Annotated in this window: 19 protein-coding genes; 14 read left to right on the top strand and 5 right to left on the bottom strand. The window is 64.2% G+C overall.

Translation table 11 applies throughout. The annotated features are described in order from the left end of the window. Positions 1–254 precede the first annotated feature (254 nt). Positions 255–2,723: a sensor domain-containing protein gene (locus tag B0E49_RS16850; RefSeq protein WP_077563527.1), complete on the top strand. Its 2,469-nt coding sequence runs from the start codon at positions 255–257 to the stop codon at positions 2,721–2,723. A 33-nt stretch (positions 2,724–2,756) separates the two neighbouring features. Here B0E49_RS16850 and B0E49_RS16845 read toward each other — a convergent pair whose 3' ends face one another. Further along, positions 2,757–5,759, bottom strand: a complete 3,003-nt coding sequence (locus tag B0E49_RS16845; protein ID WP_077564169.1) for an L-glutamate gamma-semialdehyde dehydrogenase — start codon at positions 5,757–5,759, stop codon at positions 2,757–2,759. A gap of 97 nt (positions 5,760–5,856) precedes the next feature. Between B0E49_RS16845 and B0E49_RS16840 the strand changes: the two genes are divergently transcribed. Together B0E49_RS16840 and B0E49_RS16835 are read left to right on the top strand one after the other, a co-directional pair. Next, the gene (locus B0E49_RS16840; RefSeq protein WP_077563525.1) at positions 5,857–6,339 is read left to right on the top strand and encodes an Lrp/AsnC ligand binding domain-containing protein; all 483 of its coding nucleotides are present in this window, start codon (positions 5,857–5,859) and stop codon (positions 6,337–6,339) included. 142 nt (positions 6,340–6,481) lie between these two features. Continuing rightward, positions 6,482–7,450 carry a hypothetical protein gene (locus B0E49_RS16835; protein WP_144264609.1) on the top strand — a complete coding sequence of 323 codons (969 nt, stop codon included), beginning with the start codon at positions 6,482–6,484 and terminating at the stop codon, positions 7,448–7,450. 14 nt (positions 7,451–7,464) lie between these two features. Here the strand turns inward: B0E49_RS16835 and B0E49_RS16830 are convergent, their stop codons facing one another. Continuing rightward, complete coding sequence (locus B0E49_RS16830) at positions 7,465–8,244, bottom strand: YggS family pyridoxal phosphate-dependent enzyme (protein ID WP_077563522.1); 780 nt, start codon at positions 8,242–8,244, stop codon at positions 7,465–7,467. Positions 8,245–8,278: 34 nt separating this feature from the next. Between B0E49_RS16830 and B0E49_RS16825 the strand changes: the two genes are divergently transcribed. The 3 genes from B0E49_RS16825 to B0E49_RS16815 are packed head-to-tail and all read left to right on the top strand — an operon-like array spanning position 8,279 to position 11,396. Further along, entirely contained in the window at positions 8,279–9,322 is a 1,044-nt protein-coding gene (locus B0E49_RS16825; RefSeq protein ID WP_077563520.1) for a type IV pilus twitching motility protein PilT, read from the top strand. 19 nt (positions 9,323–9,341) lie between these two features. Beyond that, the gene (locus B0E49_RS16820) at positions 9,342–10,478 is read left to right on the top strand and encodes a PilT/PilU family type 4a pilus ATPase (protein ID WP_077563518.1); all 1,137 of its coding nucleotides are present in this window, start codon (positions 9,342–9,344) and stop codon (positions 10,476–10,478) included. Positions 10,479–10,481: 3 nt separating this feature from the next. Next, positions 10,482–11,396, top strand: coding sequence for an NAD(P)-dependent oxidoreductase (locus B0E49_RS16815; RefSeq protein WP_077563516.1), 915 nt, complete (start codon positions 10,482–10,484; stop codon positions 11,394–11,396). Between the two features lie 58 nt (positions 11,397–11,454). Here B0E49_RS16815 and B0E49_RS16810 read toward each other — a convergent pair whose 3' ends face one another. The 3 genes from B0E49_RS16810 to B0E49_RS16800 are packed head-to-tail and all read right to left on the bottom strand — an operon-like array spanning position 11,455 to position 13,138. Then, a complete protein-coding gene (locus tag B0E49_RS16810) occupies positions 11,455–12,087 on the bottom strand; it encodes a BON domain-containing protein (RefSeq protein ID WP_077563514.1) in 633 nt (210 codons plus the stop codon). Further along, entirely contained in the window at positions 12,084–12,683 is a 600-nt protein-coding gene (locus tag B0E49_RS16805; RefSeq protein ID WP_077564168.1) for a phosphoheptose isomerase, read from the bottom strand. Before B0E49_RS16805 ends, B0E49_RS16810 begins: the two co-directional genes overlap by 4 nt. Before the next feature lie 50 nt (positions 12,684–12,733). Next, entirely contained in the window at positions 12,734–13,138 is a 405-nt protein-coding gene (locus B0E49_RS16800; protein ID WP_077563512.1) for a YraN family protein, read from the bottom strand. On the opposite strand from B0E49_RS16800, the gene rsmI reads away from it, so the two are divergent. The 8 genes from rsmI to narH all read left to right on the top strand — a co-directional run bounded on the left by rsmI (position 13,138) and on the right by narH (position 25,722). Beyond that, positions 13,138–14,061 carry a 16S rRNA (cytidine(1402)-2'-O)-methyltransferase gene (rsmI, locus tag B0E49_RS16795; protein ID WP_077563511.1) on the top strand — a complete coding sequence of 308 codons (924 nt, stop codon included), beginning with the start codon at positions 13,138–13,140 and terminating at the stop codon, positions 14,059–14,061. The genes B0E49_RS16800 and rsmI overlap by 1 nt on opposite strands. Before the next feature lie 268 nt (positions 14,062–14,329). Continuing rightward, complete coding sequence (locus tag B0E49_RS16790) at positions 14,330–14,782, top strand: Lrp/AsnC family transcriptional regulator (RefSeq protein ID WP_077563509.1); 453 nt, start codon at positions 14,330–14,332, stop codon at positions 14,780–14,782. Positions 14,783–14,872: 90 nt separating this feature from the next. After that, a complete protein-coding gene (locus B0E49_RS16785; RefSeq protein ID WP_077563507.1) occupies positions 14,873–16,795 on the top strand; it encodes a type IV pili methyl-accepting chemotaxis transducer N-terminal domain-containing protein in 1,923 nt (640 codons plus the stop codon). A 5-nt stretch (positions 16,796–16,800) separates the two neighbouring features. Continuing rightward, positions 16,801–17,490: a response regulator gene (locus B0E49_RS16780; RefSeq protein ID WP_077563505.1), complete on the top strand. Its 690-nt coding sequence runs from the start codon at positions 16,801–16,803 to the stop codon at positions 17,488–17,490. 163 nt (positions 17,491–17,653) lie between these two features. Beyond that, positions 17,654–18,910 carry an MFS transporter gene (locus tag B0E49_RS16775; RefSeq protein WP_077563504.1) on the top strand — a complete coding sequence of 419 codons (1,257 nt, stop codon included), beginning with the start codon at positions 17,654–17,656 and terminating at the stop codon, positions 18,908–18,910. A gap of 34 nt (positions 18,911–18,944) precedes the next feature. Continuing rightward, positions 18,945–20,360 (top strand): NarK family nitrate/nitrite MFS transporter, encoded by a 1,416-nt coding sequence (locus B0E49_RS16770; RefSeq protein WP_077564166.1) that lies wholly within the window; start codon positions 18,945–18,947, stop codon positions 20,358–20,360. Between the two features lie 35 nt (positions 20,361–20,395). Then, positions 20,396–24,178 carry a nitrate reductase subunit alpha gene (locus B0E49_RS16765; RefSeq protein WP_077563502.1) on the top strand — a complete coding sequence of 1,261 codons (3,783 nt, stop codon included), beginning with the start codon at positions 20,396–20,398 and terminating at the stop codon, positions 24,176–24,178. A 20-nt stretch (positions 24,179–24,198) separates the two neighbouring features. Then, positions 24,199–25,722: a nitrate reductase subunit beta gene (gene narH, locus B0E49_RS16760; protein ID WP_077563500.1), complete on the top strand. Its 1,524-nt coding sequence runs from the start codon at positions 24,199–24,201 to the stop codon at positions 25,720–25,722. Positions 25,723–25,724 lie beyond the last annotated feature (2 nt).

The raw sequence follows: 25,724 nt of genomic DNA, 5'->3' as shown, positions 1-25,724 counted from the left end.
ATTCGCTGGCAGGCCCCACCGCAGGGCTGGCCGGGCCCCGATAGCCAAACGCGGGGGAAAGGAACTACACTCATCGACGCCCGACTGCCGCAGCGCTGGCCTCCTGCCCCGGGGTCGTAGCGCAACCGGCGCGAACACGAATGGCCGGTCATGCGCACGTTTGGTCGCGTGCCGGCGTACGGGGGGCCGGGAGCCCCCTGTTTCATGGCTGGTTGCCAGCTTCACTTTGGGATTCGCTCTAGACCACTCACACGATGCCGCCAGTTAACTCTCCCGCGCTGCAACAACACCCTCCCCGCACCGGCGCCGCGGCGGCCGCCGGACAGCTGCTCGACCTGGTGGAGTGGAGCACCGCTGCGGGCGCGTGGATGCTGGAGCTGCCGCAGCGCCGCGTGACGTGGACGCGCCGGCTCGCCGCGCTGCTCAAGCTGCCGCACGACTCGGCGCCCTCACTGCCGCTGGCGCAGGCGCTGGACCTTTACGCGCCCGAGTCGCGGGCGCTGATGACCTCGGCGTTCGAGGCCTGCGTGGAGAGGGCGGTGCCGTTCGACCGGGAGGCGGAGATCATCACGGCACAGGGCGATCGCCTGTGGGTGCGCACGGTCGGCAAGGCGCTGTGCGATCCCTCGGGGATTGTTGTGTGCGTGCAGGGCCTGCTGCAGGACCTGACGGAAAAAAAACGCGCCGAGCAGGAGTCCCTGAACGCCACCGTGCGGCTGAGTTCGACGCTGGCCAGCGTGACGCTCGATCATGAAGGGCGCTTCACCTATGTGAATCGCGAGAGCGAGCGCCTGCTGCAACGCAGCAGCGTCCAGCTGCTGGGCCACACCATCTGGCGTGTACTGGACGACGACGGGAGCAGCCGGCTGCGCAGCGAGTTGCGTGCCGTCCAGAACAGCCGGCTCAGCGTCGAGTTTGAAGAATTTTTTCCCGTGCTGGGAATATGGCTGGAGCTGCGCGCCTATCCGTTCGAGGAAGGCATTGCCCTGTACCTGCGCGACGTCAGCGCCTGGCAGCAGTCCAAGGAGCAGTTGCTGCTGCTGCAGACCAGCATCAACCGCCTGAACGACATCGTGGTGATCGCCGACGCCGGCTCGCCGGACGCGCCGCATCCACGCATCGTCTTTGTCAACGACGCCTTCCAGCGGCGCACCGGCTACAGCCGTGACGAGGTGCTGGGCCAGACGCCGCGCATGCTGCAAGGCCCTTTGACCCAGCGCGCCGAACTCGAACGCATCCGCGAGGCCCTGGCACAGTCGCAGCCGGTGCGCGCAGAGTTGATCATCTACAAAAAGGATGGAGAGCAATTCTGGATGGAACTCGAGGTCGTCCCGGTCGATTATTTCGACCGCGGGCTCACCCACTGGATCGCCGTGGCGCGCGACATCACCACACGCAAGGCGTCCGAGGACGAGATCGAACACCTGGCGTTCTACGACGCACTGACGCAATTGCCCAACCGCCAGCTGCTGATGAGCCGGCTGCGGCATGTGCTGGCCCAGACCGACCGGAAAATCGGCGCACTGATGTTCGTCGACCTCGACCACTTCAAACTGCTCAACGACACCATGGGGCATTCGCGCGGCGACATGCTGCTGCGAAAGGCGGCGTCGCGCCTGGCCTCGTGCATCAGCCCTGACGACACCGTGGCGCGACTGGGCGGCGACGAGTTCGTGGTCATGCTGCAAGACCTGGGAGACAACCTGCCGGCGGCCAACGCCCGCGCGCTGGCGGTCGGGGAGAAAATCCTGGCCATGCTCGGCGAGCCCTACGATCTGGCCCGGTACTCGTACCACGGCACCTGCAGCATCGGCGTCACCTCGTTCAACGAGGACGAGGTGAGCATCGAAGACCTGCTCAAACAGGCCGATCTGGCGATGTACCAGGCCAAGGCCGCGGGACGCAACGCAGTGTGCTTTTTCGACCCCGAGATGCAGGCCGTGGCCACGGCCAATGCGGCGCTGACCTCGGAGCTCCGGCATGGCCTGCGCCACCACGAGTTCGTGCTGCATTACCAGCCGCAGGTCGGCAGCGACGGACGCATGCTGGGCGTCGAGGCACTGATGCGCTGGCAGCACCCGCAACGCGGCCTGGTGCTGCCCGACGCCTTCATTCCTCAGGCCGAAGACAGCGGACTGATCCTGCCGATGGGCCAGTGGGCGCTGGAGAGCGCCTGCGCGCAACTGGCCCTGTGGGCCGCTCGCCCCGACACCGAACAGCTCAGCATTTCCGTGAACGTGAGCGTGCGCCAGTTCCGCAACCCGGAGTTTGTCGATCAGGTGATGAACGTGATCCGGCGAACCGGCGTGCGTGCGCAGCGACTCAAACTGGAACTCACCGAGAGCCTGCTGGCCACCGGCATCGAGGTCACCATTGCCAAGATGGGAATCCTCAAGAAGGCCGGCGTGACACTGTCGATCGACGACTTTGGCATGGGCTATTCCGCGCTGTCCTACCTCAAGCGCCTGCCACTGGACCAGCTGAAAATCGACCGCTCTTTCGTGAAGGACATGCTGACCGATCCGAACGACGCGGCCATTGCCCGCACCATCATTGGCCTGGCGCAAAGCCTGGGTCTGTCGGTGCTGGCCGAAGGGGTCGAGACCGAAGCCCAGCGCCAACTCCTGTCCCAATTTGGCTGCGACTGCTACCAGGGTCATCTGTTTTGCCGGGCGCTGCCCATCGACCAGCTCGAAGTCTTCATGCGCAGCATCGCGCAGTGAACCGGCGCGGCGCGGCGCGCCCTGCGCACACGCTCAGGCGGGCGAGGCCAGCAACTGCACGTTGCCGCCCGCCGCCGTGGTGTTCACGGTGACGGTCTGTTCCGCGCAAAAGCGGGCCAGGTAGTGCGGCCCGCCGGCCTTCGGGCCGGTGCCCGAGAGTCCCTCGCCGCCGAACGGCTGCACCCCGACCACGGCGCCGATCATGTTGCGGTTGATGTAGACGTTGCCGACGCGGGCGCGCGCGGCCAGCGCCTGTGCACGCGAGTCGATTCGCGTCTGGATGCCCAGCGTGAGGCCGTAGCCGAGCGCATTGATCTGGTCGATCACCGCTTGCGGGTCGCCGCGCCAGCGCACGATGTGCAGCACGGGGCCGAAGATTTCCTGCTGCACGTCGGCCACCGCCGCCACCTCGAAGGCACTCGGTGGAATCAGGTTTGCTATTGGGTTTGTAGCTGATTGCGTAGAGTCCTCAATGGCTGTGACCGGTTTTGATGTTGAACCCAGGCGTTCGAGATGGCGCCGGATAGCGCTCCACGCCTGGCGGTCGATCACCGGGCCGAGATCGGTGGCCAGATCGGCCGGATCGCCCGCCACCAGTTCTTGGGCGGCACCGCGGATCATCCCGATCACGCCATCAGCGATGCCCTCGTGCACACAGAGCAGGCGCAGCGCCGAGCAACGCTGGCCCGCGCTGCGAAACGACGACTGCAGCACCGCGTCGGCCACCTGCTCGGGCAGTGCGGTGCTGTCCACCAGCATGGCGTTGATGCCGCCGGTCTCGGCAATCAACGGGACGATGGGGCCGTCCTTCGCGGCCAGCGCGCGGTTGATGATCCTGGCCACCTCGGTCGAGCCGGTGAACACCACGCCGGCGATGCCGGGCTGCGCCACCAGCGCCGCACCCACCGTGTCGCCGGGACCGTGCGCCAGTTGCAGCGCGCCCTCGGGCACGCCTGCGCGGTGCAAGAGCCGCACCGCCTCGAGGGCCACAGCAGGCGTCTGCTCGGCCGGTTTCGCCAGCACGGTGTTGCCGGTGGCCAGCGCCGCGGCGACCTGGCCCGTGAAGATGGCGAGCGGGAAGTTCCACGGGCTGATGCAGACCCAGACGCCCCGCGCGGTGAGACGCAGCTCGTTGCTTTCTCCCGTCGGCCCCGGCAGGGCCACCGGCGCCATGATGCGCTCGGCCTCGCCCGCGTAGTAGCGCAGAAAGTCCGCCGCCTCGCGCACCTCGGCCACGCTGTCGCCCCAGGTCTTGAAGGCCTCCTTCACCATCAGCGCGCAAAAGCGCGGCAGTTCCGCCTCCAGCGCGTCGGCGGCGCGGCGCAGGATGGCGCTGCGCTCGTGAACCGGTGTTTTGCTCCATTTTTGATAGCTGACAGCACTTGCCTGATAAGCGCTAGAGGTTGTTTTGACATCAAACTCGGGCACGGTGGCCAGCGCGGTGGCGGCATATGCAGCGAGCAGCGGCGCACGCATGGGCTCCACGGTGAGGTCCAGCCCGGCGCTGTTTTTGCGCGCGGCGCCGTACAGATCCGCAGGCAAAGGCAGTGACGACTCGGGCGCCAGCCGCAGCGGCGAGATCAGCAGCTCGTCCATGCCCACCGACTCGTCGGCGAGCTGGTGCACGAATGAGGAATTGGCCCCGTTTTCCAGCAGCCGGCGCACCAGGTAGGCGAGCAGGTCCTTGTGCCGGCCGACCGGGGCATACACACGCACCGGTATCGCTCCTTCCCCCGCTGGGGGAGCCTTCATCACCTCGCGGTACACGCCCTCGCCCATGCCGTGCAGCCGCTGCAATTCAAATGCGCCTCCCGTTGTTTCGGCCATCTGCAAAATCGCCGCGATGGTCCCCGCGTTGTGCGTGGCGAACTGCGGGTAGATCGCGTCGGGCGCGGCCAGCAGCGCGCGCGCGCACGCCAGGTAGCTCACGTCCGTGTGGTGCTTGTGCGTGAACACCGGGTAATGCGGCAGGCCCAGCTCCTGCGCGCGCTTGATCTCGGCATCCCAGTAGGCACCCTTGACCAGGCGGCACATCAGGCGCAGCCGGTATTTGCGCGCCAGTGCCGTGATGTGCGCTATGAGTTCGAGCGCGCGCGTCTGGTAGGCCTGCATGGCCAGGCCAAAGCCCCGCCACTGCGGGAAGTGCTGGGCCACTCTAGCCGCCAGCGCCTCGAACACATCGAGCGACAGCTCCAGCCGGTCCACCTCCTCGGCATCGATCGTGAGGTTCAGGTTGGCCGTGGCGGCCAGCTCGCACAGGCCCCACACGCGCGGCACCAGCTCCATCATGACGCGCGCCTTCTGTGCGTCTTCGTAGCGCGGGTGCAGCGCGCTGAGCTTGATGGAGATTCCATCATTTCGCTCGCAAGCCGATGCAGGGTCTGCATGAGTCGCTATTTTTTCAATAGCATTCGTATAACTGTCCAGATAATGCAGCGCATCCGCGTCGGTGCGCGCGCCCTCTCCCAGCATGTCGTAGCTGAAGCACAGGCCGGCGCTCCTGCGCCGGGCCGCGGCGGCCTCCTGCATCGCCTCGCCGATGGTCTGGCCGAGCACGAACTGGCGGCCCAGCAGTTGCACGGCGCGCAGCGTGGCGGCCACAACCGAACGCGCGCCCAGCCTGGCGAACAGACCCGGCTGCTGCTCATCCGCCTGTCCTGAATTCGTCGCTGTCGGCAGGAACTTCTTGGACAGCGCGATCGCCGCGGACGACAGCCGCGCCAGCGCCTTGTCGCCCGCGTGGTCAAAGTCGGCGCGGCCCAGCTGATCGGCGGTGAGTTCAATCGCGGTCTCGGCGTCGGGCACGCGCAGCAGGGCTTCGGCCAGGCGCATCAGCGCCAGCCCCTCGGCACTGGAGATCGGATATTCCTTGAGCAGGCTTTCCATGGCCCAGAACGGTGGCGGATGGCGCCGCACGGCCTGCACCCAGGGCCGGGCGGCCTGGGCAGCGGCGGCCCAGTCGAGCGCGCCTTGCAGTGACTGCAGGCGCTGGGTCACGATCTGGTCTTCGGGCCGGTAGGGAAAAGGCAGGCGCATGGTGGGCTCCGGTACTTTGGTGAATACCGCCATGTTGAATCAATCAACATTGAATTTTTGACTGAATTTCTCGAATTGACTGGATAATTCACTATCCATGAGCGAGACCACCCCCGACCTCGACCGCATCGACCTGAAGATCCTCAAGGTGCTGCAGGACGACGGCCGCACCTCCAACCTGAAGCTGGCCGAGGCCGTGGCGCTGTCCCCCACCGCGGTGCTGGCGCGCGTACAGCGGCTCACGCGCGACGGTTACCTGCTGGGCTACGAGGCTCGCCTCAATCCGCTCAAGCTCGGGCGCGGCATGATGGTGTTCATCGAGGTGCTGCTGGACCGCACCACGCCCAACGTGTTCGAGGCCTTCAAGGCCGCGGTGCAGGTGCACGAAGCCATCATGGAATGCCATATGGTGGCAGGCGGCTTCGACTACCTGCTCAAGACCCGCATGGCCGACATGGCGGCCTACCGCGACTTTGCCGGCACCGTGCTGTGGCAGCTGCCCGGTGTGCGCGAGACCCGCACCTACGCGGTGATGGAAGAGGTGAAGAACACCACGCGCCTGCCACTGCCGGCGCATTGAAGCCTTTGTGCGTCGCACGCGTGTCACGCTTGCCCTCACAAAGGCTGTGTACTATTGCCGCAAACCCGCCTCTTTTCTCTTTTTTCTCGCCAGAATGACGGCAACTTGCGTAAAGTGCAGGTGTTTAATCAACAAACGGCTCATGGCATCTCCTCGTACCGACCTGGCAACCACTCCACTGGCTTATCTTGAGCCCGTGGGACTGTCGCCGGTCGAGGCGAATGCCATCCTGGCGTTGGCCGGCCGCAACAACAGCACCGTGCAATGGCAGCGGCCGCCGCCCGACAGCGCGCCGGATGTGTATGTGGCGCATCTGCGCTCGGTCGATTTGCCCGAAGACGGCACCGACTCCATCCCGCCCTGGAGCATCGACCGTTATCCGCCTCGCGTCGTGGTGGACGAGCGCGGGCGCTACCAGGGGCGCCCGGTGTGCCTGGTCGGCGGCTGCGAAAACAACCACCTGGCCTGGAACTCGAAAGATGCGGAGTCCATTGGCGAGCTCAATGCCGGGCTGCGCTTTGCGGCGGCCCAGCTCTCGCGCCAGCGCATTCGCTATGCACTGGCGCGCGCGGCGTGGCTGAACCGCGACACCTGGGCCACCAGCCGGCTGCACCTGCTCAGCCATGGCCAGGTCATGGCGATGATCGACCCGGCCAGCGGACGGGTGCACCTGCGCCGCTCGGCCACCGCGATCCAGATCGAACGCGTCGCCCTGCAGGTCCTGCCGGCACGCCCCGTGGCGCATTCACCCGAGTTCGAGACCCTTCCCATGGCCTCCGTGCTGTGGGAGCTGGCCCGGCGCTGCAACGAAGAGGCCCTGCCGCGGCTGTTGCCGCCCGCGCTCCTCAAATCGCGGCTGATGCGCGCCAGCCCGTTGCCGATCCCCATGGCCGACCTCGACGAGCAAAGCCAGATGATTCTGGGCGAGCTGGACCAAACCCCGCTCACGGTGGCGCAGTTGCGCAGCAAATGCAAACTGCCGGAGCCCACGCTGACGCGCGCGCTCGCGGGCCTGGCGATCAGTCAGGCCACACACGCCGTGTCCACGGGACTGTCGGCGCAGCGCATCTTCGGCCACATGCTGGGCTGGCTGCCAGGCTGGCAGCGCTGAGTCCCGGTGCTCGCCTACGGCCTGGGGCGACTCCCAAAAATCGCGGTGCCGACGCGCACCATCGTGCTGCCGGCCTGGATGGCGGCCTCCAGGTCCGCCGTCATGCCCATCGACAGCGTATCGAAGTGATCGAGCTCCGGCCCGACCATCGCCGCAATTTGCTCGAACAAGGCCCTGGCCCTGGCGTGCACCGCCACTTGCGCCGCAAAATCGGGGGCGGGTTCGGGGATGGTCATGAGCCCGCGCACCTGCAGATGTGGCAATTTCGCCACTTCGCGCACCAATGCCAGCGCAGCTTGCGGCGCCACGCCCGACTTCGTCGGCCCCCCGTCGATATTCACCTGGATGCATACCTGCAGCGGCTCCAGCTCCGAAGGTCGCTGTTCACTCAAACGCTGCGCAATCTTGAGCCGGTCGATGGTGTGAGCCCAGTCGAAGTGCTCGGCGACGAGCCGGGTCTTGTTGCTCTGGATCGGGCCGATGCAGTGCCATTCCGTAGGGCTGGAGAGGGGCCCCGCTTGCGGGGATCGGAACCCGCAGGAATGGCGAGAAGCCGACAGCCGCAGGCTTTCGGCTTCCCATTGGCGGATCGCCAAAATCTTGTCCACGGCCTCCTGCAGATAGTTTTCACCAAAGGCGATCTGCCCCGCCGCAAAGGCCTCGCGCACCGCCTCAACGCCCCAGGTCTTGGACACGGCCAGCAGCGTGACCGTCCCCGCGTCGCGCCCGGCAGCCCGACAGGCCGCCGCAATGCGTGCGCGGACCCTCTGGAGGTTGTCGCCAATCATGGTCATAATCCTTCAAGAATATCAAACCACCGGGAGAGCTGTGGATATCACCCAACTGCTTGCTTTCAGCGTTAAAAACAAAGCTTCCGATCTGCATCTGTCCGCCGGCCTGCCGCCGATGATCCGCGTGAACGGCGACGTACGGCGCATCAACGTCGATGCGCTGGACCACAAGCAGGTGCACGGCATGGTGTACGACATCATGAACGACTCCCAGCGCAAGAACTACGAAGAGTTCATGGAGATCGACTTCTCGTTCGAGATCGACGGCCTGGCGCGCTTTCGGGTCAACGCCTTCAACCAGAACCGCGGCGCCGGCGCGGTGTTCCGCACCATCCCATCCAAGATCCTGACGCTGGAGCAGCTCGGTGCGCCAAAGATTTTTGGCGAACTGGCGTTAAAACCCCGCGGCCTGGTGCTGGTGACCGGCCCGACCGGTTCGGGCAAATCGACCACGCTGGCGGCCATGGTCAACTTCCTGAACGAGACCGAGTACGGCCACATCCTGACGGTGGAAGACCCGATCGAGTTCGTGCACGAATCCAAGAAATGCCTGATCAACCAGCGCGAGGTCGGCCCGCACACGCTCAGCTTCAGCGCCGCGCTCAAGTCGGCCCTGCGCGAGGACCCGGACGCCATCCTGGTGGGCGAAATGCGCGACCTGGAAACCATCCGGCTGGCCATGACGGCGGCCGAAACCGGCCACCTGGTGTTCGGCACGCTGCACACCTCGAGCGCCGCCAAGACCATCGACCGCATCATCGACGTGTTTCCGGCCGAAGAAAAGGAGATGGTGCGCTCCATGCTGTCAGAGTCGCTGCAGGCGGTAATTTCGCAGACGCTGTGCAAGACCAAGGACGGCAGCGGCCGGGTCGCGGCGCATGAGATCATGCTGGGCACCAGCGCCATCCGCAACCTGATCCGCGAGGCCAAGGTGGCGCAGATGTACTCGACCATCCAGACCGGTAACAGCATGGGCATGCAGACGCTGGACCAGAACCTCACCGACCTGGTCAAGCGCAACATGATCAGCCCGGCCGAGGCGCGCGGCAAGGCCAAAATCCCGGACAATTTCCCCGGCTAGAACAACAGGAGGTGCTCTGATGGAGCGCGATCAAGCCAGCAAGTTCATCAACGACCTGCTCAAACTGATGGTCAGCCGCAACGGCAGCGACCTGTTCATCACGGGGGAGTTTCCGCCCGCCATCAAGGTGGACGGCAAGGTCACCAAGGTCTCGCCGCAGCCGCTCAACGCGGCGCACACGCTGGCGCTGACGCGCTCCATCATGAACGACAAGCAGGTGGCGGATTTCGAGCGCACCAAGGAGTGCAACTTCGCCATCGCGCCGGCCGGCATCGGCCGCTTTCGCGTGAACGCCTTCATGCAGCAGGGCATGGTCGGCATGGTGCTGCGCGTCATTCCGAACGCGGTCCCCACTCTCGATGGCCTGGGCATGCCGCAGGTCCTCAAGGACGTGGTGATGTCCAAGCGCGGGCTGTGCATCCTGGTCGGCGCCACCGGCTCGGGCAAGACCACCACGCTGGCGGCCATGATCGACTGGCGCAACGAGAACTCCTACGGCCACATCATCACGGTGGAAGATCCGATTGAATTTGTGCACGCGCACAAGAACTGCGTCATCACCCAGCGCGAGGTCGGGATCGACACCGACAGCTGGGAGGCCGCCCTGAAGAACACGCTGCGCCAGGCGCCCGACGTGATCCTGATGGGCGAAATCCGCGACAGGGAGACCATGGAGCACGCGATGGCGTTTGCCGAGACCGGCCACCTGTGCATGGCCACGCTGCACGCCAACAGCGCGAATCAGGCGCTGGAGCGCATCATCAACTTCTTCCCCGAAGAACGGCGCTCGCAATTGCTGATGGACCTGTCGCTGAACCTGCGCGCGCTGGTGTCGCAGCGACTGGTGCCCAAGCAAAGCGGCAAGGGCCGCTCGGCGGCCGTCGAGATCATGCTGAATTCGCCGCTCATCTCCGACCTGATCTTCAAGGGCGAGGTCAGCGAGATCAAGGAGATCATGAAAAAGAGCCGCAACCTCGGGATGCAGACCTTCGACCAGGCGCTCTACGATGCGTACGAAAACGGCGTGATTTCCTATGAGGACGCCTTGCGCAACGCGGACTCGCTGAATGATTTGCGGCTGCAGATCAAGCTCAACTCGCAGCGCGCCAAATCGCAGGACCTGTCCGCAGGCACCGAACACCTCTCGATCGTTTAAACCATGCCCGGCATCAACCCCAAAACCTACGAAGCGGCTCCCTCGCGCAAAGTCGCCTTTCTCGGCCTCGGTGTCATGGGCTATCCCATGGCGGGCCACCTGGCGCATGCCGGCCACCAGGTCACGGTGTACAACCGGACCACTTCCAAATCAATAGCATGGTGCACAGAGTTCGCGGGGGCTGCGGCCCTGAAACATGCCCCAACACCACGCGGGGCAGCGACAGACGCCGACATCGTGTTCTGCTGCGTCGGCAATGACGACGACCTGCGCGCCGTAACACTGGGCGCCGAGGGCGCGTTCGCCGGCATGGCCCCGGGGGCGATTTTTGTCGATCACACCACCGCCTCCGCCGACGTCGCGCGCGAGCTGTTTGCGGCTGCCAAGAACCTCGGACTGCAGTTCATCGATGCGCCCGTGTCCGGCGGCCAGGCAGGCGCCCAGAACGGCCAGCTCACCGTGATGTGCGGCGGAGAAGCCGCGGCCTTCGAGGCCGTGCGCCCCGTGGCCATGGCGTTCGCGCGCGCCTTCACGCTGCTGGGCGCGAGCGGCGCAGGCCAGCTCACCAAAATGGTGAACCAGATCTGCATCGCCGGCATGGTGCAGGGCCTGGCCGAAGCCATCGCCTTTGGCGCCAAGGCCGGGCTGAACATGGCCCAGGTGCTGGAGGTCATCGGCAAGGGCGCGGCGCAAAGCTGGCAAATGGACAACCGCGGCAAGACCATGGTCGCGGGCCAGTTCGACTTCGGCTTCGCGGTCGACTGGATGCGCAAGGACCTGGGGCTGGTGCTGGACGAAGCGCGACGCAACGGTGCCCAGCTGCCGGTCACGGCGCTGGTCGACCAGTTTTATGCCGACGTCCAGCAGCTGGGTGGCCAGCGCTGGGACACGTCGAGCCTGATCAAGCGCTTGCGCTAAGCCTCTGCAGGGCCGCCCCGAGGCGGCCAAGTCCCTTTGGGGGTCATGCCATCCGGGCTTATTTCGCGGGTTGCTGCGGCACTTCCTGCTGGAGCAGGTCTGCCTCGCCCACGATATCGAAGATCCGCACCACGCGCCGCACGCCGCTGATGCTGCGCGCAATGTCCGTGGCGCGCTCGGCCTCGCGCTGCGTCACCCGCCCCATCAGATACACCGTGCCGTTTTCGGTGACAACCTTGAAGGCATTCGCGTACAAATCCCTGGCATCCACGAACGAGGCCTTGACCCTGCCCGTGATCAGCGTGTCGGAGGAGCGTTGCGTCAGCGAGGCGTTTTCCCCCACTTGCAGCTCGTTCACGATCGCCTGGACGTTCTCGACGCGCGATACCAGTTGTTCGGCCAGCTGCTTGTCCTGCTCATTCGGCACTTCACCCGTCAGCAGCACGCGCCGGTTGTAGCTGGTCACATCGATGTGCGCCGGCTCCACCGGGCTGTTGCGCAGCACCTTGCCCGCGCGCATCTCGATGCCCTGATCCTCCAGTTGGGTGCCCGAGGTGCGCCGGTCGGTGGCCACCAGGGCGCCGCCCGCGGCGCCCGCCGCCACCAGCGGGAAGCAGCCGCTTAAGGACGCCGCCGCCCCCAATGCCACCAGCAGGGTCATCACCGTGCGTCTCGAATTGAACCTTGTCATGCCGAAGTCTCCTGTTCACCTAGTAATTGGGTATCGACGCAGTCGCAAATGCAGTGCAGCACCAGGCCATGCACCTCCTGGATGCGTGCCGCGCGCTCGTGCGGCACGCATACGTGCACGTCGGTCTCGCGCAGTGCCGCGCCCGTTTTGCCGCCGCCGCGGCCGGTCAGTGCCACCACGGTCATGTCGCGCTCGTGCGCCGCTTCGATGGCGGCCAGCACATTGGCCGAGTCGCCGCTGGTGGAAATGGCCAGCAGCACGTCACCGGCCTGCCCCAAGGCGCGCACCTGCTTGGCAAACACCGCGTCGAAGCCGTAGTCATCGGCCAGCGCCGTCAGGACCGCGCTGTTGCCGCCCAGCGCGATGGCGCCCAGCTCGGGCCGCTCGCGCTCGAAGCGACCCACGAACCCGGCTGCAAAATGCAGCGCATCGGCGGCCGAGCCGCCGTTGCCGCAGGCCAGCACCTTGCCGCCGCTCGTGACGCAGGCAAGCACGGCCTGCACGGCCGCTGCGATGGGTTTGCTCAGGGACTGGGCGGACTGGTATTTCAGGTCGGCGCTGTCAATGAAATGCTGTTGGATTCGGAGCTCTAGCATGAGCGTGGATGATAACCGCGCCGCCTGAAACAGAATGTAGGCCAATGACGTCAGAACGCGTCAAAAGCCGCCTGCAGCCACGCCAGGCGGCCGGCCTCGATGGTGACCACGTCGAAGCGGCACGGCGGCGGCTCGCGCAGGCGCATCAGGTAGTAGCGGGCCGCGAACACGATGCGCCGCTGCTTGGCGCTGCCCACGCTCGCAGCCGCGCCGCCGTGCGAGGCGCTCGCGCGCTGGCGCACTTCGACAAACACCAGGGTGCCGGCGGCGTCGCGCATGATCAGGTCGATTTCGCCGCCGCCGCGCCCGGGCGTCCGATAATTGCGCTGCAGCAGGCGCAGGCCCGCCGCCTGCAAATGCTCAAGCGCCTGCTCTTCCGCGGCGTCGCCAGCCTGTTTTGTCGTGGACGGCTGGCCTGCGCCGCCCGCTTGCGTGTTCTTTTTGAGGAATTCCATTGACTGCGACCTATGCCTCCGCCTTGAGTGCCGCGCACGAGGCAGCATCTGCCCAGCATTATCCGCAAGGCACACTGTTTGTGGTGGCCACGCCCATCGGCAACCTGGCCGACATCAGCCTGCGTGCGCTGCATGTGCTGGCGCTGGCCGACGCCATTGCCTGCGAAGATACGCGCCACACGCAGGCGCTGTTGCGGGCCTACGGCATCGACAAGGCGCCGGCCCAGCTGCTGGCCGTGCATCAGCACAATGAAGCGCAGGCCGCGCACCTCGTCGTCGAGCGATTGCAGCAAGGGCAGCGCATCGCCTACGCGAGCGACGCCGGCACACCCGCCATCAGCGACCCCGGCGCCCGGCTGGTGGCCGCTGTGCGCGCCGCCGGCCGGGCCGTCGTGCCGCTGCCGGGTGCCAGCAGCATCACTGCCGCGCTCAGCGTGGCGGGCATCGTGACACCCGGCGCGCAGGACAGCGGCTTTGTGTTTGCCGGCTTTCTGCCCGCCAAGGCGGCAGAGCGCGAGGCGGCGGTGCAAGGGCTGGCCGGCGAGCCGCGCGCCGTGGTGCTGCTGGAAGCACCGCACCGCATCGAGGCGCTGGCGCGCGCGCTGGCGGTCCTGGGCAAGCGCCCGGTGACAGTGGCACGCGAGCTGACCAAACAGTTCGAGGAAATCGCCACCGTCGATGCTGCGGATTTGCCGAAATGGTTCATGAACGGCCCCCAGCGCACGCGCGGTGAATTCGTGCTGGTACTGCATTCGGCCGTGGTGGCCGCCGAGTCGGCCAGCGAGCAGCGAATTCTTCGATTGCTGCTGTCGGAGTTGCCCCTGAAGACCGCCGTACGGCTGGCCGCCGACATCACCGGCGCCTCGCGCAATGCCCTGTATGACGCCGCACTGGCACTGAAGAAGGATGAATCGGGCGACTGACGGCACCCGGCTCGCGCGTCGCCCCTTGCATCGGCGCCGGCGAGCGTGGCCACAAACAAGCCCGCCCTCATGAGGTACGACCCGGCCCAAGCCTGCCAGACAAGCGGTAACCCGCTGGCTGCTTTGCCGCCAACACCCACCGGTAATGGGTGCCTTGGTTTGAGAGTATCGCGGCATCGGAGAGGAAAGATTTGCTTATCTTTTGAAAATTCTGAATTATTTAAGAAAATCATGCGGATTTATTGATTTCTAAAGATAATCCGTCTTCATGGATACGATCGACCGGAAAATTCTGAAAGTCCTGCAGGGCAACGCCCGCGCCAGCCTGCAAGAGGTCGGGCAGGCGGTGGGCCTGAGCCCGTCCCCCTGCTGGGGGCGCATCCGCAAGATGGAGGAGGCGGGCGTGATCGAGGGCTACACCGTGCGCCTGAACCCGCAGGCGCTGGGGCTGCACGACACGGTACTGGTGCAGGTCACGCTCGACAGCCACTCGGACAACACGCTGGAGAAATTCGGCGAAACCCTGGCCAGCATTCCGGAAGTGATGGAGGCGTATCTGGTGTCGGGCGACTACGACTACCTGCTGCGCATCGCCGTGCGCGACACCCGCGATTACGAGCGGCTGCTGCGCGAGCGCCTGTACAAGATCAAGGGCATCCGCCACAGCAAGTCCAGCTTCGTGCTGCGCACCCTGAAAAGGTCGGATTTGCCACTGGGCTGAGAGCCAGGACGCCACACCGAGCCTTGATACAAGTCAAATCGGCAGGGATGCAGCATGGCCTATTCGGGAAATCGAGGGCACACTCCCGCCATGAGTTCAAAAAAGCAATGGGGCCTGGGCACCAAGCTGGTTCTGCTGGGCACACCTTTTCTGCTGATGGCGCTACTGTTGATTTCCTCCACCCTTTGGGTGTCATGGCAGCTCGATGGAGGCGCCGCCGCAGTGAACGAAGCCGGCCGCATGCGCATGCAGGCATACGCCATGGCGCTGTCGGTCAGCACCGCGAACGCGCAGGCCCTGTCCCGGCAGGCGGCGGAACTTGACGACAGGCTGAATTTGCTGCGCCGCGGAGACCCGGAGCGCCCGCTGCTGGTGCCTTGGGACGAAACCGTGCAAAGCCGCTTTGCCGTGGTGGAGCGCGAATGGGCGGCTTTTCGCAAGCACTGGGTGTTGACCCGACCGGACGCCACGGCGGATTTGGGGGCCGACACGATGGCGTTCGCCAGTCATATCGACGCCCTTGTGACCGGCATCGAGGCTCATATGTCCCGCTGGACGACCCTGCTGCATCTCCTCCAGTTGGCCATGATGGCGTTGGCCGTCGTGAGCACGATCCTTCTGCTTTACTGCGGTTATTTGTACGTGCTCGAACCGGTCGAGCAGCTGAAAAGGGCCATTGAGCGGATTCAGGGAGGCGACTTTCATGCACGGGTCGAGAAGGTCACCAGCGACGAGTTCGGCACGCTGGCCGAAGGCTTCAACGACATGGCGCAACACCTGCAAACGATGTACCGCACACTGGAGAGCAAGGTCGCCGAGAAAACGGCGCAGCTGGAAGAAAAGAGCGTCCGGCTGGAGAGCTTGTATGAGGTCAATATGCTGGTCACCCAGGCGGATTCGCTCGACGAACTCGCCAAAGGTTTCGCGCAGAGCATCCAGCGCATTGCGCGGGCGGACGGCGTGGCACTGCGCTGGTCCAGCCATGCCAACGAGCGCTATCTGATGCTGGCGGCGCAAGGGCTGCCCGCCTACATGCTGGAGGCAGAGCAGTGCATCCACAACGGCGACTGTCATTGCGGTACACCGACGCACCTGCCGGGCTTGCGGATCATCCCCATCCAGGGTGAGCCACGGACCACGCCGCTGCACTGCGCGAAGGCGGGCTTCGAGACGGTGATCAATATCCCCGTCCGCCTGCACGAGCGGGTCATGGGTGAGGTGGACCTGTTCTTTCACGCCCGCATCGCGCTGTCCAGCAGCGAGCGATCCCTGCTGGAGGCGCTCACCAGTCATCTGGCCAGTGCGATGGAAAATTTACGCCTGGACTCCCTGGAGAAGGAGGCGGCCGTCTCGCAGGAACGCCACCTGCTGGCCCGCGAGCTGCATGACTCCATCGCACAGTCGCTGGCCTTCCTGAAAATACAGGTGCAGCTGATGCGGGACGCCGTGCGCTCGCTCGACCGGCGCCAGATGGAACAGGTTCTGGATGAAATTGACACCGGTGTGCGTGAAAGCTACGGTGACGTGCGCGAACTGCTGCTGCACTTCCGCACCCGCACCAACACGGAAGACATTGAACCGGCGCTGGCCACTACATTGCAGAAGTTCGAGCACCAGAGCGGTTTGAAAACAAGCCTGCAGACGACTGGCTATGGCGTGCCCCTGCCCCCCGACCTGCAGATCCAGGTGCTGCACATCGTGCAGGAAGCGCTGTCGAATGTTCGCAAGCATGCACGCGCATCGCAAGTCTGGCTGGACGTGCAGCAGCAGCCCGAATGGCGCTTCGAAGTGCGTGATGATGGCATCGGCTTCGAAGTCGACGGCAGCCCCTTCGACGACACCCATGTGGGTTTGCGCATCATGGCCGAACGTGCCGAGCGCATCGGCGCACGGCTCGACGTGCTTTCCACCCGCGGCCGTGGAACCTCCATAGTGCTGACCTTGCCACCGCTGCCCAGCACTCTGTCAGCCCTTGCCCCGGCTACCAGGTCCGGTGCCACTGCCCTGAGCTGAACCCGATGTTGTCAAGCCCTTCTGCCCCGATCCGCATTCTTGTCGTGGACGACCATTCCCTGTTCCGCCGGGGATTGACCGCGCTGCTCTCGCGCGAGCCCCAATTCGAGGTGATCGGCGACGCCGCCGACGCGGGCCAGGCCCAGCGGCGCGCCCAGGAACTCCAGCCCGACGTGATCTTGCTGGACAACCACCTGCCTGGCGTGAACGGCGTGGACGCCCTGCCGGCCCTGCGCGAGGCGGCACCGCAAGCACGCATCTTGATGCTCACGGTGAGCGAGGACGAGCGCGATCTGGCGGCCGCCCTGCGCGGTGGGGCCTGTGGCTACCTGCTCAAAACCATCGAAGGCGACCACCTGGCGGCTGCCATCGAGCGCGCGATGCGCGGAGAGAGCATCGTGGCCGACGAGATGACCGGCAAGCTTGTCGCGGCCTACCGTGACGCCGCCAGCGCGCCCGGGCATGACACGCCCGCGCAGGAGGCAGCGGCGGCAACGCCGTTTGATGCGCTGTCGCCGCGTGAGCTCGAGATCCTGCGCGGCATTGCACACGGCGCGAGCAACAAGGAAATTGGCCGCAACCTCGGGATTGCGGAAACAACCGTCAAGAACCATGTGCAGCAGGTGCTGCGCAAACTCAATGTGAGCTCACGCGTGCACGCCGCGGTTATCGCAACCGAAGGCGGCCTGACTTGATCCAGCGCAAGTAAGGGGCTTATTGCCCGCGGGGTGGTTCTTTGGAACCATGTCGTCGCCTCACTTCTCATCCTTTTGAAGTGCCCATGTGGCTCCACAGGAGGATGTTGAAGCCGGCGAATGACTCCTAGAGTCAGCTCATGCGAAAACAAGCGTTTGGATCATGAGCAGGAAAAGTCAGGCGCTGTCGGTGCTGATCGTCAGCACACTGGCTTTCACCGTGTGCTTCATGGTGTGGATGATGTTTGGCGTGATCGGCATCCCGATCAAAAAAGCACTCCACCTGAATGCCACGGAGTTCGGCCTGCTGGCCGCGATGCCCGTGCTGACCGGGTCCCTGGTGCGCGTGCCGCTTGGCATGTGGACCGACAAGTTCGGCGGGCGCATCGTGATGTTTGCGCTGATGCTGCTGTGCGTCGTGCCCATCTACCTGATTTCCCACGCCACGCTGTACTGGCACTACCTCGCGCTGGGTCTTTTCGTCGGTCTGGCCGGCGGCTCGTTTTCGGTCGGCACGCCCTACGTCGCACGCTGGTTTCCCAAAAACCGCCAGGGCTTTGCCATGGGTGTGTACGGTGCCGGCAACTCCGGCGCCGCCGTCAACAAGTTCGTGGCGCCGGCGCTGGTGGTGGCCTTTGGCTGGGCCGTCGTGCCCCAGGTGTATGCGGTCGTGATGCTCGCAGCCGCATTGCTGTTCTGGTTTTTCAGCTACCAGGATCCGGCCCATCGGGTCGACTCGAAAATTACCTGGCGCGAGCAGCTCGCCGCCCTGAAGGATCCCAAGGTCTGGAAACTCTGCCAGTTCTATTCCATCGTGTTCGGCGGCTATGTCGCCATGAGCCTGTGGATGGTGCAGTACTACGTGGGTGAATATGGTTTCGACATTCGCGCCGCTGCATTGCTCGCCGCCTGTTTCTCGCTGCCCGGCGGCGTGCTGCGTGCGGCCGGCGGCTGGCTGTCGGACAAGTACGGCGCCCATTCGGTGACCTGGTGGGTCCTGTGGGTCAGCTGGATCTGCCTGTTTCTGCTGAGCTACCCGCAAACCAGCTTCACCATTCTGACCGCGAACGGCGAGAAAACATTCCATGTCGGCCTGAATGTCTGGGCCTTCACCGCACTCATGTTTGTGCTCGGCATTGCCTGGGCGTTCGGCAAGGCTTCCGTGTTCAAGTACATCGCGGACGACTACCCCGCCAACATCGGTGTCATCTCGGGCGTGGTCGGCCTGGCTGGCGGGCTCGGCGGTTTTGTGCTGCCGATCCTGTTCGGCGTTCTGATGGACCTGACGGGCATCCGTTCGAGCGCCTTCATGCTGCTGTACGGCGTGGTCTGGGTCTCGCTCATCTGGATGTATTTCACCGAGGTCAGGCGCGCCGCCGTGGTCGGCGATCAGGCCAAAGACCTTGGCCTGCAAGGCTGAAGGCAAACATTTCCACCAAGAAACGGAATTCACCATGACAACATCGGCATCAGGAACCACCGGTACCGGCAAGCTGCTGACCCTGTGGACTCCGGAGGACAAGGCCTTCTGGGCAGAAGAAGGCAACGCCATCGCGAACCGCAATCTGTGGATTTCCATTCCCGCCCTGTTCCTCGCCTTCGCCGTCTGGATGGTGTGGAGCGCCGTGGTCGTGCAGTTGCCCGCCGTCGGTTTCAAATACAGCACGGACGAGCTGTTCTGGCTGGCCGCCCTGCCCTCGCTGGCAGGCGCCACGCTGCGCATCTTTTATTCGTTCATGGTGCCCATCGTCGGCGGGCGGCGCTGGACCGTGCTCTCCACACTGTCGCTCCTGATTCCTGCCATCGGCATCGGGTTTGCCGTGCAAGACCTGCAAACGCCGTACTGGGTCATGCTCACTCTGGCCGCCTTGTGCGGCTTCGGTGGCGGCAACTTCAGCTCCAGCATGTCCAACATCAGTTTCTTCTTTCCCAAGGAGCGCAAGGGCTCGGCCCTCGGCCTCAACGCCGGACTGGGCAACCTGGGGGTTTCCGCCGTCCAGTTCATGGTGCCGCTGGTGATTTCCGTCGGGATTTTTGGCTGGTTCGGCGGCGACGCCCGAACCGTGCAGATGCCCGGCGGCGTCATGAAGCAGATCTGGCTGCAAAACGCAGCCTTCGTCTGGGTCATTCCAATCTTGATCACGTCGCTGCTGGCCTATCTGATGATGAACGACATCGCCGACGCGAAGGCCTCTTTCTCCGAGCAGGCCGTGATTTTCAAGCGCAAGCACAACTGGGTGATGTGCTGGCTGTACCTGGGAACCTTCGGCTCCTTCATTGGCTTTTCAGCCGGGTTCCCGCTACTGATCAAGAGCCAGTTCCCCGGCGTAAATCCGCTGGAATTCGCCTGGATGGGGCCATTTCTAGGCGCCTTGATCCGGCCTGTGGGCGGCTGGCTGGCCGACAAGATGGGGGGCGCCCGCGTGAGTCTGTGGACCTTCGTCGCGATGGCCGCGGGCGTCTATGGCGTGATGCAGTATTTGCCGCACGGCGGCGCCGGCGGGAATCTGACCGGATTTTTCCTGTGCTTCATGGCGCTGTTCCTCGCCTCGGGCGTCGGCAACGGTTCCACGTTTCGCATGATCCCGGTGATTTTCATGGATGAATGCCTGGACGCCGTGCGCGGCCAAGGCCCCGAGGCGCAGGCTCAAGCGGCCAAGGAAGGCACCAAGCAGGGCGCAGCCGTCCTCGGATTTACCGCTGCCATGGGCGCTTATGGCGGCTTCTTTATCCCCAAAAGCTATGGAACCTCCATCGCCATGACAGGCAGCCCTCATGCAGCGCTGTGGTGGTTCATCGTTTTCTATATCACCTGCATCGCGATCACCTGGTGGTTCTACGCCCGCCGCGGCGCAGAACGGCCGTGCTGAACCGCACTCGCAACCCCTTACTTTGAGGAAACAAGATGAGCCACTTTCTCGATCGACTGAACTATTTCTCCAACCCCAAAGAAACGTTTTCCGGGGATCATGGGGTGACCACCGGAGAAGACCGGACCTGGGAAGATGCGTACCGCAACCGCTGGGCGCACGACAAGATCGTGCGTTCCACGCACGGCGTCAATTGCACAGGTTCGTGCTCCTGGAAGATTTACGTCAAGGGCGGCATCGTTACCTGGGAAACGCAGCAAACCGACTATCCGCGCACGCGCTGGGACATGCCGAATCACGAGCCGCGCGGCTGCTCGCGCGGCGCCAGCTACAGCTGGTATCTGTACAGCGCGAACCGCGTCAAGTACCCCATGGTGCGCGGCCGGCTGCTCAAGTCCTGGCGCGAAGCACGTATCGCACATGACCCGGTTGATGCGTGGGCCAGCATTGTCCAGTCCGACGCCAAACGGCGCGACTACCAGAGCGTGCGCGGGCTCGGCGGCTTTGTGCGCTCCACATGGGACGAGGTCAACGAGATCGTCGCGGCCGCCAACGTCTACACCATCAAGAAGCATGGGCCGGACCGCATTGTCGGGTTCTCGCCGATTCCCGCGATGTCGATGATCAGCTACGCCTCGGGCAGCCGCTATCTGTCGCTGATCGGCGGCGTGAACCTGAGTTTTTACGACTGGTACTGCGATTTGCCGCCCAGCAGCCCGCAGGTGTGGGGGGAGCAGACCGACGTGCCCGAATCGGCCGACTGGTACAACTCCACCTTCATCATGGCCTGGGGCTCGAATGTGCCGCAGACGCGCACGCCCGACGCGCACTTCTTCACCGAGGTGCGTTACAAGGGCGCCAAGATTATTTCGATCACGCCCGACTACTCTGAGGTCGCGAAGCTGGCGGACCTGTGGCTTCATCCCAAGCAGGGCACCGACGCAGCCGTCGCCATGGCCATGGGCCACGTGATCCTGAAGGAGTTCTACTTCGACAAGCGCAGTGCGTACTTCGACAATTACGCACGGCGCTATACCGATCTGCCGATGCTGGTGATGCTCAAGGAGCACACGACTGCCGCCGGCGACAAGATCATGGTGCCGGATCGCTATGTGCGCGCCTCGGACTTCAACGGCAAGCTGGGCCAGGCCAACAACCCTGAATGGAAGACCGTTGCCTTCGATGAGGTGGGCAAGGTCGTGCTGCCGAATGGCGCGATAGGCTTTCGCTGGGGTCCCGAAGGCCGCGCCGATGAGGGCCAGTGGAATCTCGAAGCCAAGGAAGCGCGTCACGGCAACGAGGTGAAACTCAAACTGTCACTGCTGGAGGGCGACAAACTGGGCACCACCACGGCCCAGGTCGGTTTTCCGTATTTCGGCAACGTCGAAAACCCGCACTACACCAACAACCCCGGCGATGACATCACCGTGCGCACCGTCCCGGCCCACCTGATTTCGCTCGGCAAAGAGGGCGACAAGCGCGAGGTCCTCGTGACCACCGTGTTCGACCTGCTGGCAGCCAATTATGGGATCGCGCGGGGACTGCCTGGCGAGCACGCCGCGCAAAGCTATGACGATAACGCGCCGTACACACCGGCCTGGCAGGAGCAAATCACGGGAGTGCCGCGCGAGCAGGTCATCACGGTGGCACGGCAGTTTGCCGACAACGCGGAAAAAACCCAGGGCAAGTCGATGATCATCATCGGCGCGGGCATGAACCACTGGTACAACTGCGACATGAACTACCGCGGCATCATCAATATGCTGATGATGTGCGGCTGCATCGGCAAAAGCGGTGGTGGCTGGGCCCACTATGTGGGCCAGGAGAAGCTGCGGCCACAGACCGGCTGGACCGCCCTCGCCTTTGCGCTCGACTGGATCCGCCCGCCGCGCCAGATGAATTCCACCAGTTTTTTCTACGCGCATACTGACCAGTGGCGCTACGAAAGAGTCGGCCTGGAAGAAGTACTGTCCCCACTGGCCGACAAGAAAACATATGGCGGCAGCATGATCGACTACAACGTGCGCGCCGAGCGCATGGGGTGGCTGCCATCGGCACCGCAGCTGCAAACCAACCCGCTGCAGGTCGTGCGCGATGCACAGGCCGCAGGAGTCGATCCCAGGGACTACGCGGTCAATGGTCTGAAAGACGGCTCCCTGAAGATGAGTTGCACCGACCCCGATCACCCCGACAACTGGCCGCGCAACATGTTCGTGTGGCGCTCCAACATCCTGGGTTCGTCCGGCAAGGGACACGAGTACTTCCTCAAGCATCTGCTCGGCACGACCCATGGCGTGCAGGGAAAAGATTTGGGTGCGGACCAGGCCAAGCCCACCGAAGTGGTGTGGCACGACAAGGCCCCGGAAGGCAAACTCGACCTGCTCGTCACGCTGGACTTTCGCATGAGCACCACTTGCCTGTACAGCGACATTGTGTTACCCACCGCCACCTGGTACGAGAAAAACGATCTCAACACCAGCGACATGCACCCCTTCATCCATCCGCTGTCCACCGCCGTGGATCCGGCCTGGCAGTCGAGGAGCGACTGGGAAATCTACAAGGGCTTCGCCAGGAAGTTCAGCGAGATCTGTGTGGGACACCTGGGGATGGAACGCGAACTGGTACTCACACCCTTGATGCACGACAGCCCGTCCGAGCTGGCCCAACCCTTCGAGGTGAAGGACTGGAAGCGCGGCGAATGCGATTTGATTCCGGGCAAGACGGCCCCGAACCTTCAGGTGGTCGAGCGCGACTACCCCAATGTCTACAAGCGCTTCACGGCGTTGGGCCCCCTGATGGGCAAGGTTGGCAACGGCGGCAAGGGCATCGGCTGGAACACCCAGACGGAGGTCAGGCAACTCGGCGAACTCAGCGGCCTGGTCACGGCGGAAGGTGCCACCTGCGGCATGCCGAAGATCGATACCGACATCGACGCTTGCGAGACCGTGTTGATGCTGGCGCCGGAAACCAATGGCCATGTGGCCGTCAAGGCCTGGGCTGCGCTGAGCAAGCAGACCGGTATTGACCATACCCACCTGGCGCTGCACCGCGAGGATGAGAAAATCCGCTACCGCGACATCCAGGCGCAACCCCGCAAGATCATCAGCTCGCCCACCTGGAGCGGCATCGAATCCGAGACCGTTTCGTACAACGCCGGCTACACCAATGTGCACGAGCTGATTCCCTGGCGCACCTTGACCGGGCGCCAGCAGTTCTATCTCGACCACCCCTGGATGATTGCGTTCGGCGAAGGCCTGGCGAGCTACCGCCCGCCGGTGGACTTGAAGACGACCGCCGGTATGCAGGGCATCAAGCCCAACGGCAATCCCGAGATTGCGCTGAGCTTCATCACGCCGCACCAGAAGTGGGGGATTCACTCCACCTACACCGACAACCTGCTGATGCTCACGCTCAGCCGCGGCGGGCCCTGTGTGTGGATCAGCGAAGACGACGCGAAGCGCATCGGGATCGTGGACAACGACTGGATCGAATTGTTCAACGTCAACGGCGCGCTCACGGCGCGGGCCGTCGTGAGCCAGCGGGTGCTGCCCGGCATGGTCATGATGTACCACGCCCAGGAGAAAATCATCAACACACCGGGCTCGGAGATCACCGGCGCGCGCGGCGGTATTCACAATTCGGTGACGCGGATCGTGCTCAAGCCGACGCACATGATCGGCGGCTACGCGCAGTTCAGCTACGGCTTCAACTACTACGGCACGATCGGCACCAATCGCGACGAATTCGTGCTGGTTCGCAAAATGGCCAAGGTCGACTGGCTGGACACACCCGCCCCCGTGGCCCCCGCGACCGCCTGACCCGCACAAGGAGAATCCGCATGAAAATACGCGCCCAAATCGGCATGGTCCTCAATCTGGACAAGTGCATCGGCTGCCATACCTGCTCCGTCACCTGTAAAAACGTATGGACCAGCCGCCCCGGCATGGAATACGCCTGGTTCAACAACGTCGAGACCAAGCCCGGCATTGGCTACCCCAAGGAATGGGAAAACCAGGACAAGTGGAATGGCGGCTGGATTCGAAAGACCAACGGCAAGATCGAGCCGCGCCAGGGGGCCAAGTGGAAATTGCTGATGCGCATCTTTGCCAACCCCAATCTGCCGGAGATCGACGACTACTACGAACCCTTCACCTTCGATTACGCCCATCTGCAATCGGCACCGGAAATGACGGCGACGCCCACCGCGCGGCCCCGCAGTCTCATCACCGGTCAGCGCATGGAAAAAATCGAGTGGGGCCCGAACTGGGAAGAAATACTGGGCGGGGAATTCAGCAAGCGCTCAAAGGACAGGAATTTTGATGACATCCAGAAGGACATCTACGGCCAGTTCGAAAACACCTTCATGATGTATCTGCCCCGGCTGTGCGAGCACTGCCTGAATCCGGCGTGCGTCGCCAGCTGCCCATCGGGTTCGATCTACAAGCGCGAGGAAGACGGCATCGTCCTGATCGACCAGGACAAGTGCCGCGGCTGGCGCATGTGCGTGAGTGGCTGCCCTTACAAGAAGATCTACTACAACTGGAAATCCGGCAAGGCCGAGAAGTGCACCTTCTGCTATCCGCGCATCGAGGTGGGCCAGCCCACCGTGTGCAGCGAGACCTGCGTGGGTCGCATCCGGTACCTGGGCGTGCTGCTGTATGACGCGGACCGCATCCAGCAAGCGGCCAGCGTGGAACACGACCGCGACCTCTACCAGGCGCAACTCGATATCTTCCTCGACCCGTTCGACCCCAAGGTGATCGAGCAGGCGCGCACTGACGGGATTCCCGACGCATGGATGGAGGCGGCGCGCAAGAGCCCCGTCTACAAAATGGCGGTGCAGTGGAAAGTGGCGCTACCTCTGCACCCCGAATACCGCACGCTGCCCATGGTCTGGTACGTGCCGCCGCTGTCGCCGATCACGGCCGCCGCCAACGCGGGGCAAGTGGGTATCAACGGCGAGATTCCCGACGTCAGCCAATTGCGAATTCCGGTCAAGTACCTGGCCAACCTGCTGACGGCCGGCGACACCATGCCCGTGGTGCGCGCCCTCGAGCGCATGCTGGCCATGCGGGCCTACCAGCGTGAAAAGCATGTGGACGGCCGCATCAACCTCACGGCGCTGAATCAGGTCCAGATGAGCCAGGCCGTGGTGGAAGACATGTACCAGACCATGGCGATTGCCAACTACGAGGACCGCTTCGTCATCCCGAGCTCACACCGTGAATACGCGGAGAACACGTTCGACATGCGGGGGGGCTGTGGCTTCTCGTTTGGCAACGGGTGCTCGGACGGCGCCAGCGAAACGAGCCTGTTTGGCGGCACCAAGAAGCGCACGATCCCAATCAAGGCGGAGGTCTAAAC

Origin of the sequence: Polaromonas sp. C04 (genome assembly GCF_002002705.1) — a bacterium.
Classification (GTDB): domain Bacteria; phylum Pseudomonadota; class Gammaproteobacteria; order Burkholderiales; family Burkholderiaceae_C; genus Rhodoferax_A.
This window is presented reverse-complemented; position numbering and strand designations above follow the sequence as displayed.

Bases quoted from the DNA above. Each gene is read 5' to 3' on its own strand.
- B0E49_RS16810 (WP_077563514.1), bottom strand. From the start codon at position 12,087: ATGACAAGGTTCAATTCGAGACGCACGGTGATGACCCTGCTGGTGGCA.
- B0E49_RS16770 (WP_077564166.1), top strand. From the start codon at position 18,945: ATGACAACATCGGCATCAGGAACCACCGGTACCGGCAAGCTGCTGACC.
- B0E49_RS16765 (WP_077563502.1), top strand. From the start codon at position 20,396: ATGAGCCACTTTCTCGATCGACTGAACTATTTCTCCAACCCCAAAGAA.
- B0E49_RS16775 (WP_077563504.1), top strand. From the start codon at position 17,654: ATGAGCAGGAAAAGTCAGGCGCTGTCGGTGCTGATCGTCAGCACACTG.
- B0E49_RS16840 (WP_077563525.1), top strand. From the start codon at position 5,857: ATGAGCGAGACCACCCCCGACCTCGACCGCATCGACCTGAAGATCCTC.
- narH (WP_077563500.1), top strand. From the start codon at position 24,199: ATGAAAATACGCGCCCAAATCGGCATGGTCCTCAATCTGGACAAGTGC.
- B0E49_RS16835 (WP_144264609.1), top strand. From the start codon at position 6,482: ATGGCATCTCCTCGTACCGACCTGGCAACCACTCCACTGGCTTATCTT.
- B0E49_RS16785 (WP_077563507.1), top strand. From the start codon at position 14,873: ATGAGTTCAAAAAAGCAATGGGGCCTGGGCACCAAGCTGGTTCTGCTG.
- B0E49_RS16790 (WP_077563509.1), top strand. From the start codon at position 14,330: ATGGATACGATCGACCGGAAAATTCTGAAAGTCCTGCAGGGCAACGCC.
- B0E49_RS16845 (WP_077564169.1), bottom strand. From the start codon at position 5,759: ATGCGCCTGCCTTTTCCCTACCGGCCCGAAGACCAGATCGTGACCCAG.
- B0E49_RS16850 (WP_077563527.1), top strand. From the start codon at position 255: ATGCCGCCAGTTAACTCTCCCGCGCTGCAACAACACCCTCCCCGCACC.
- B0E49_RS16830 (WP_077563522.1), bottom strand. From the start codon at position 8,244: ATGACCATGATTGGCGACAACCTCCAGAGGGTCCGCGCACGCATTGCG.
- B0E49_RS16820 (WP_077563518.1), top strand. From the start codon at position 9,342: ATGGAGCGCGATCAAGCCAGCAAGTTCATCAACGACCTGCTCAAACTG.
- B0E49_RS16805 (WP_077564168.1), bottom strand. From the start codon at position 12,683: ATGCTAGAGCTCCGAATCCAACAGCATTTCATTGACAGCGCCGACCTG.
- B0E49_RS16780 (WP_077563505.1), top strand. From the start codon at position 16,801: ATGTTGTCAAGCCCTTCTGCCCCGATCCGCATTCTTGTCGTGGACGAC.
- B0E49_RS16815 (WP_077563516.1), top strand. From the start codon at position 10,482: ATGCCCGGCATCAACCCCAAAACCTACGAAGCGGCTCCCTCGCGCAAA.
- B0E49_RS16800 (WP_077563512.1), bottom strand. From the start codon at position 13,138: ATGGAATTCCTCAAAAAGAACACGCAAGCGGGCGGCGCAGGCCAGCCG.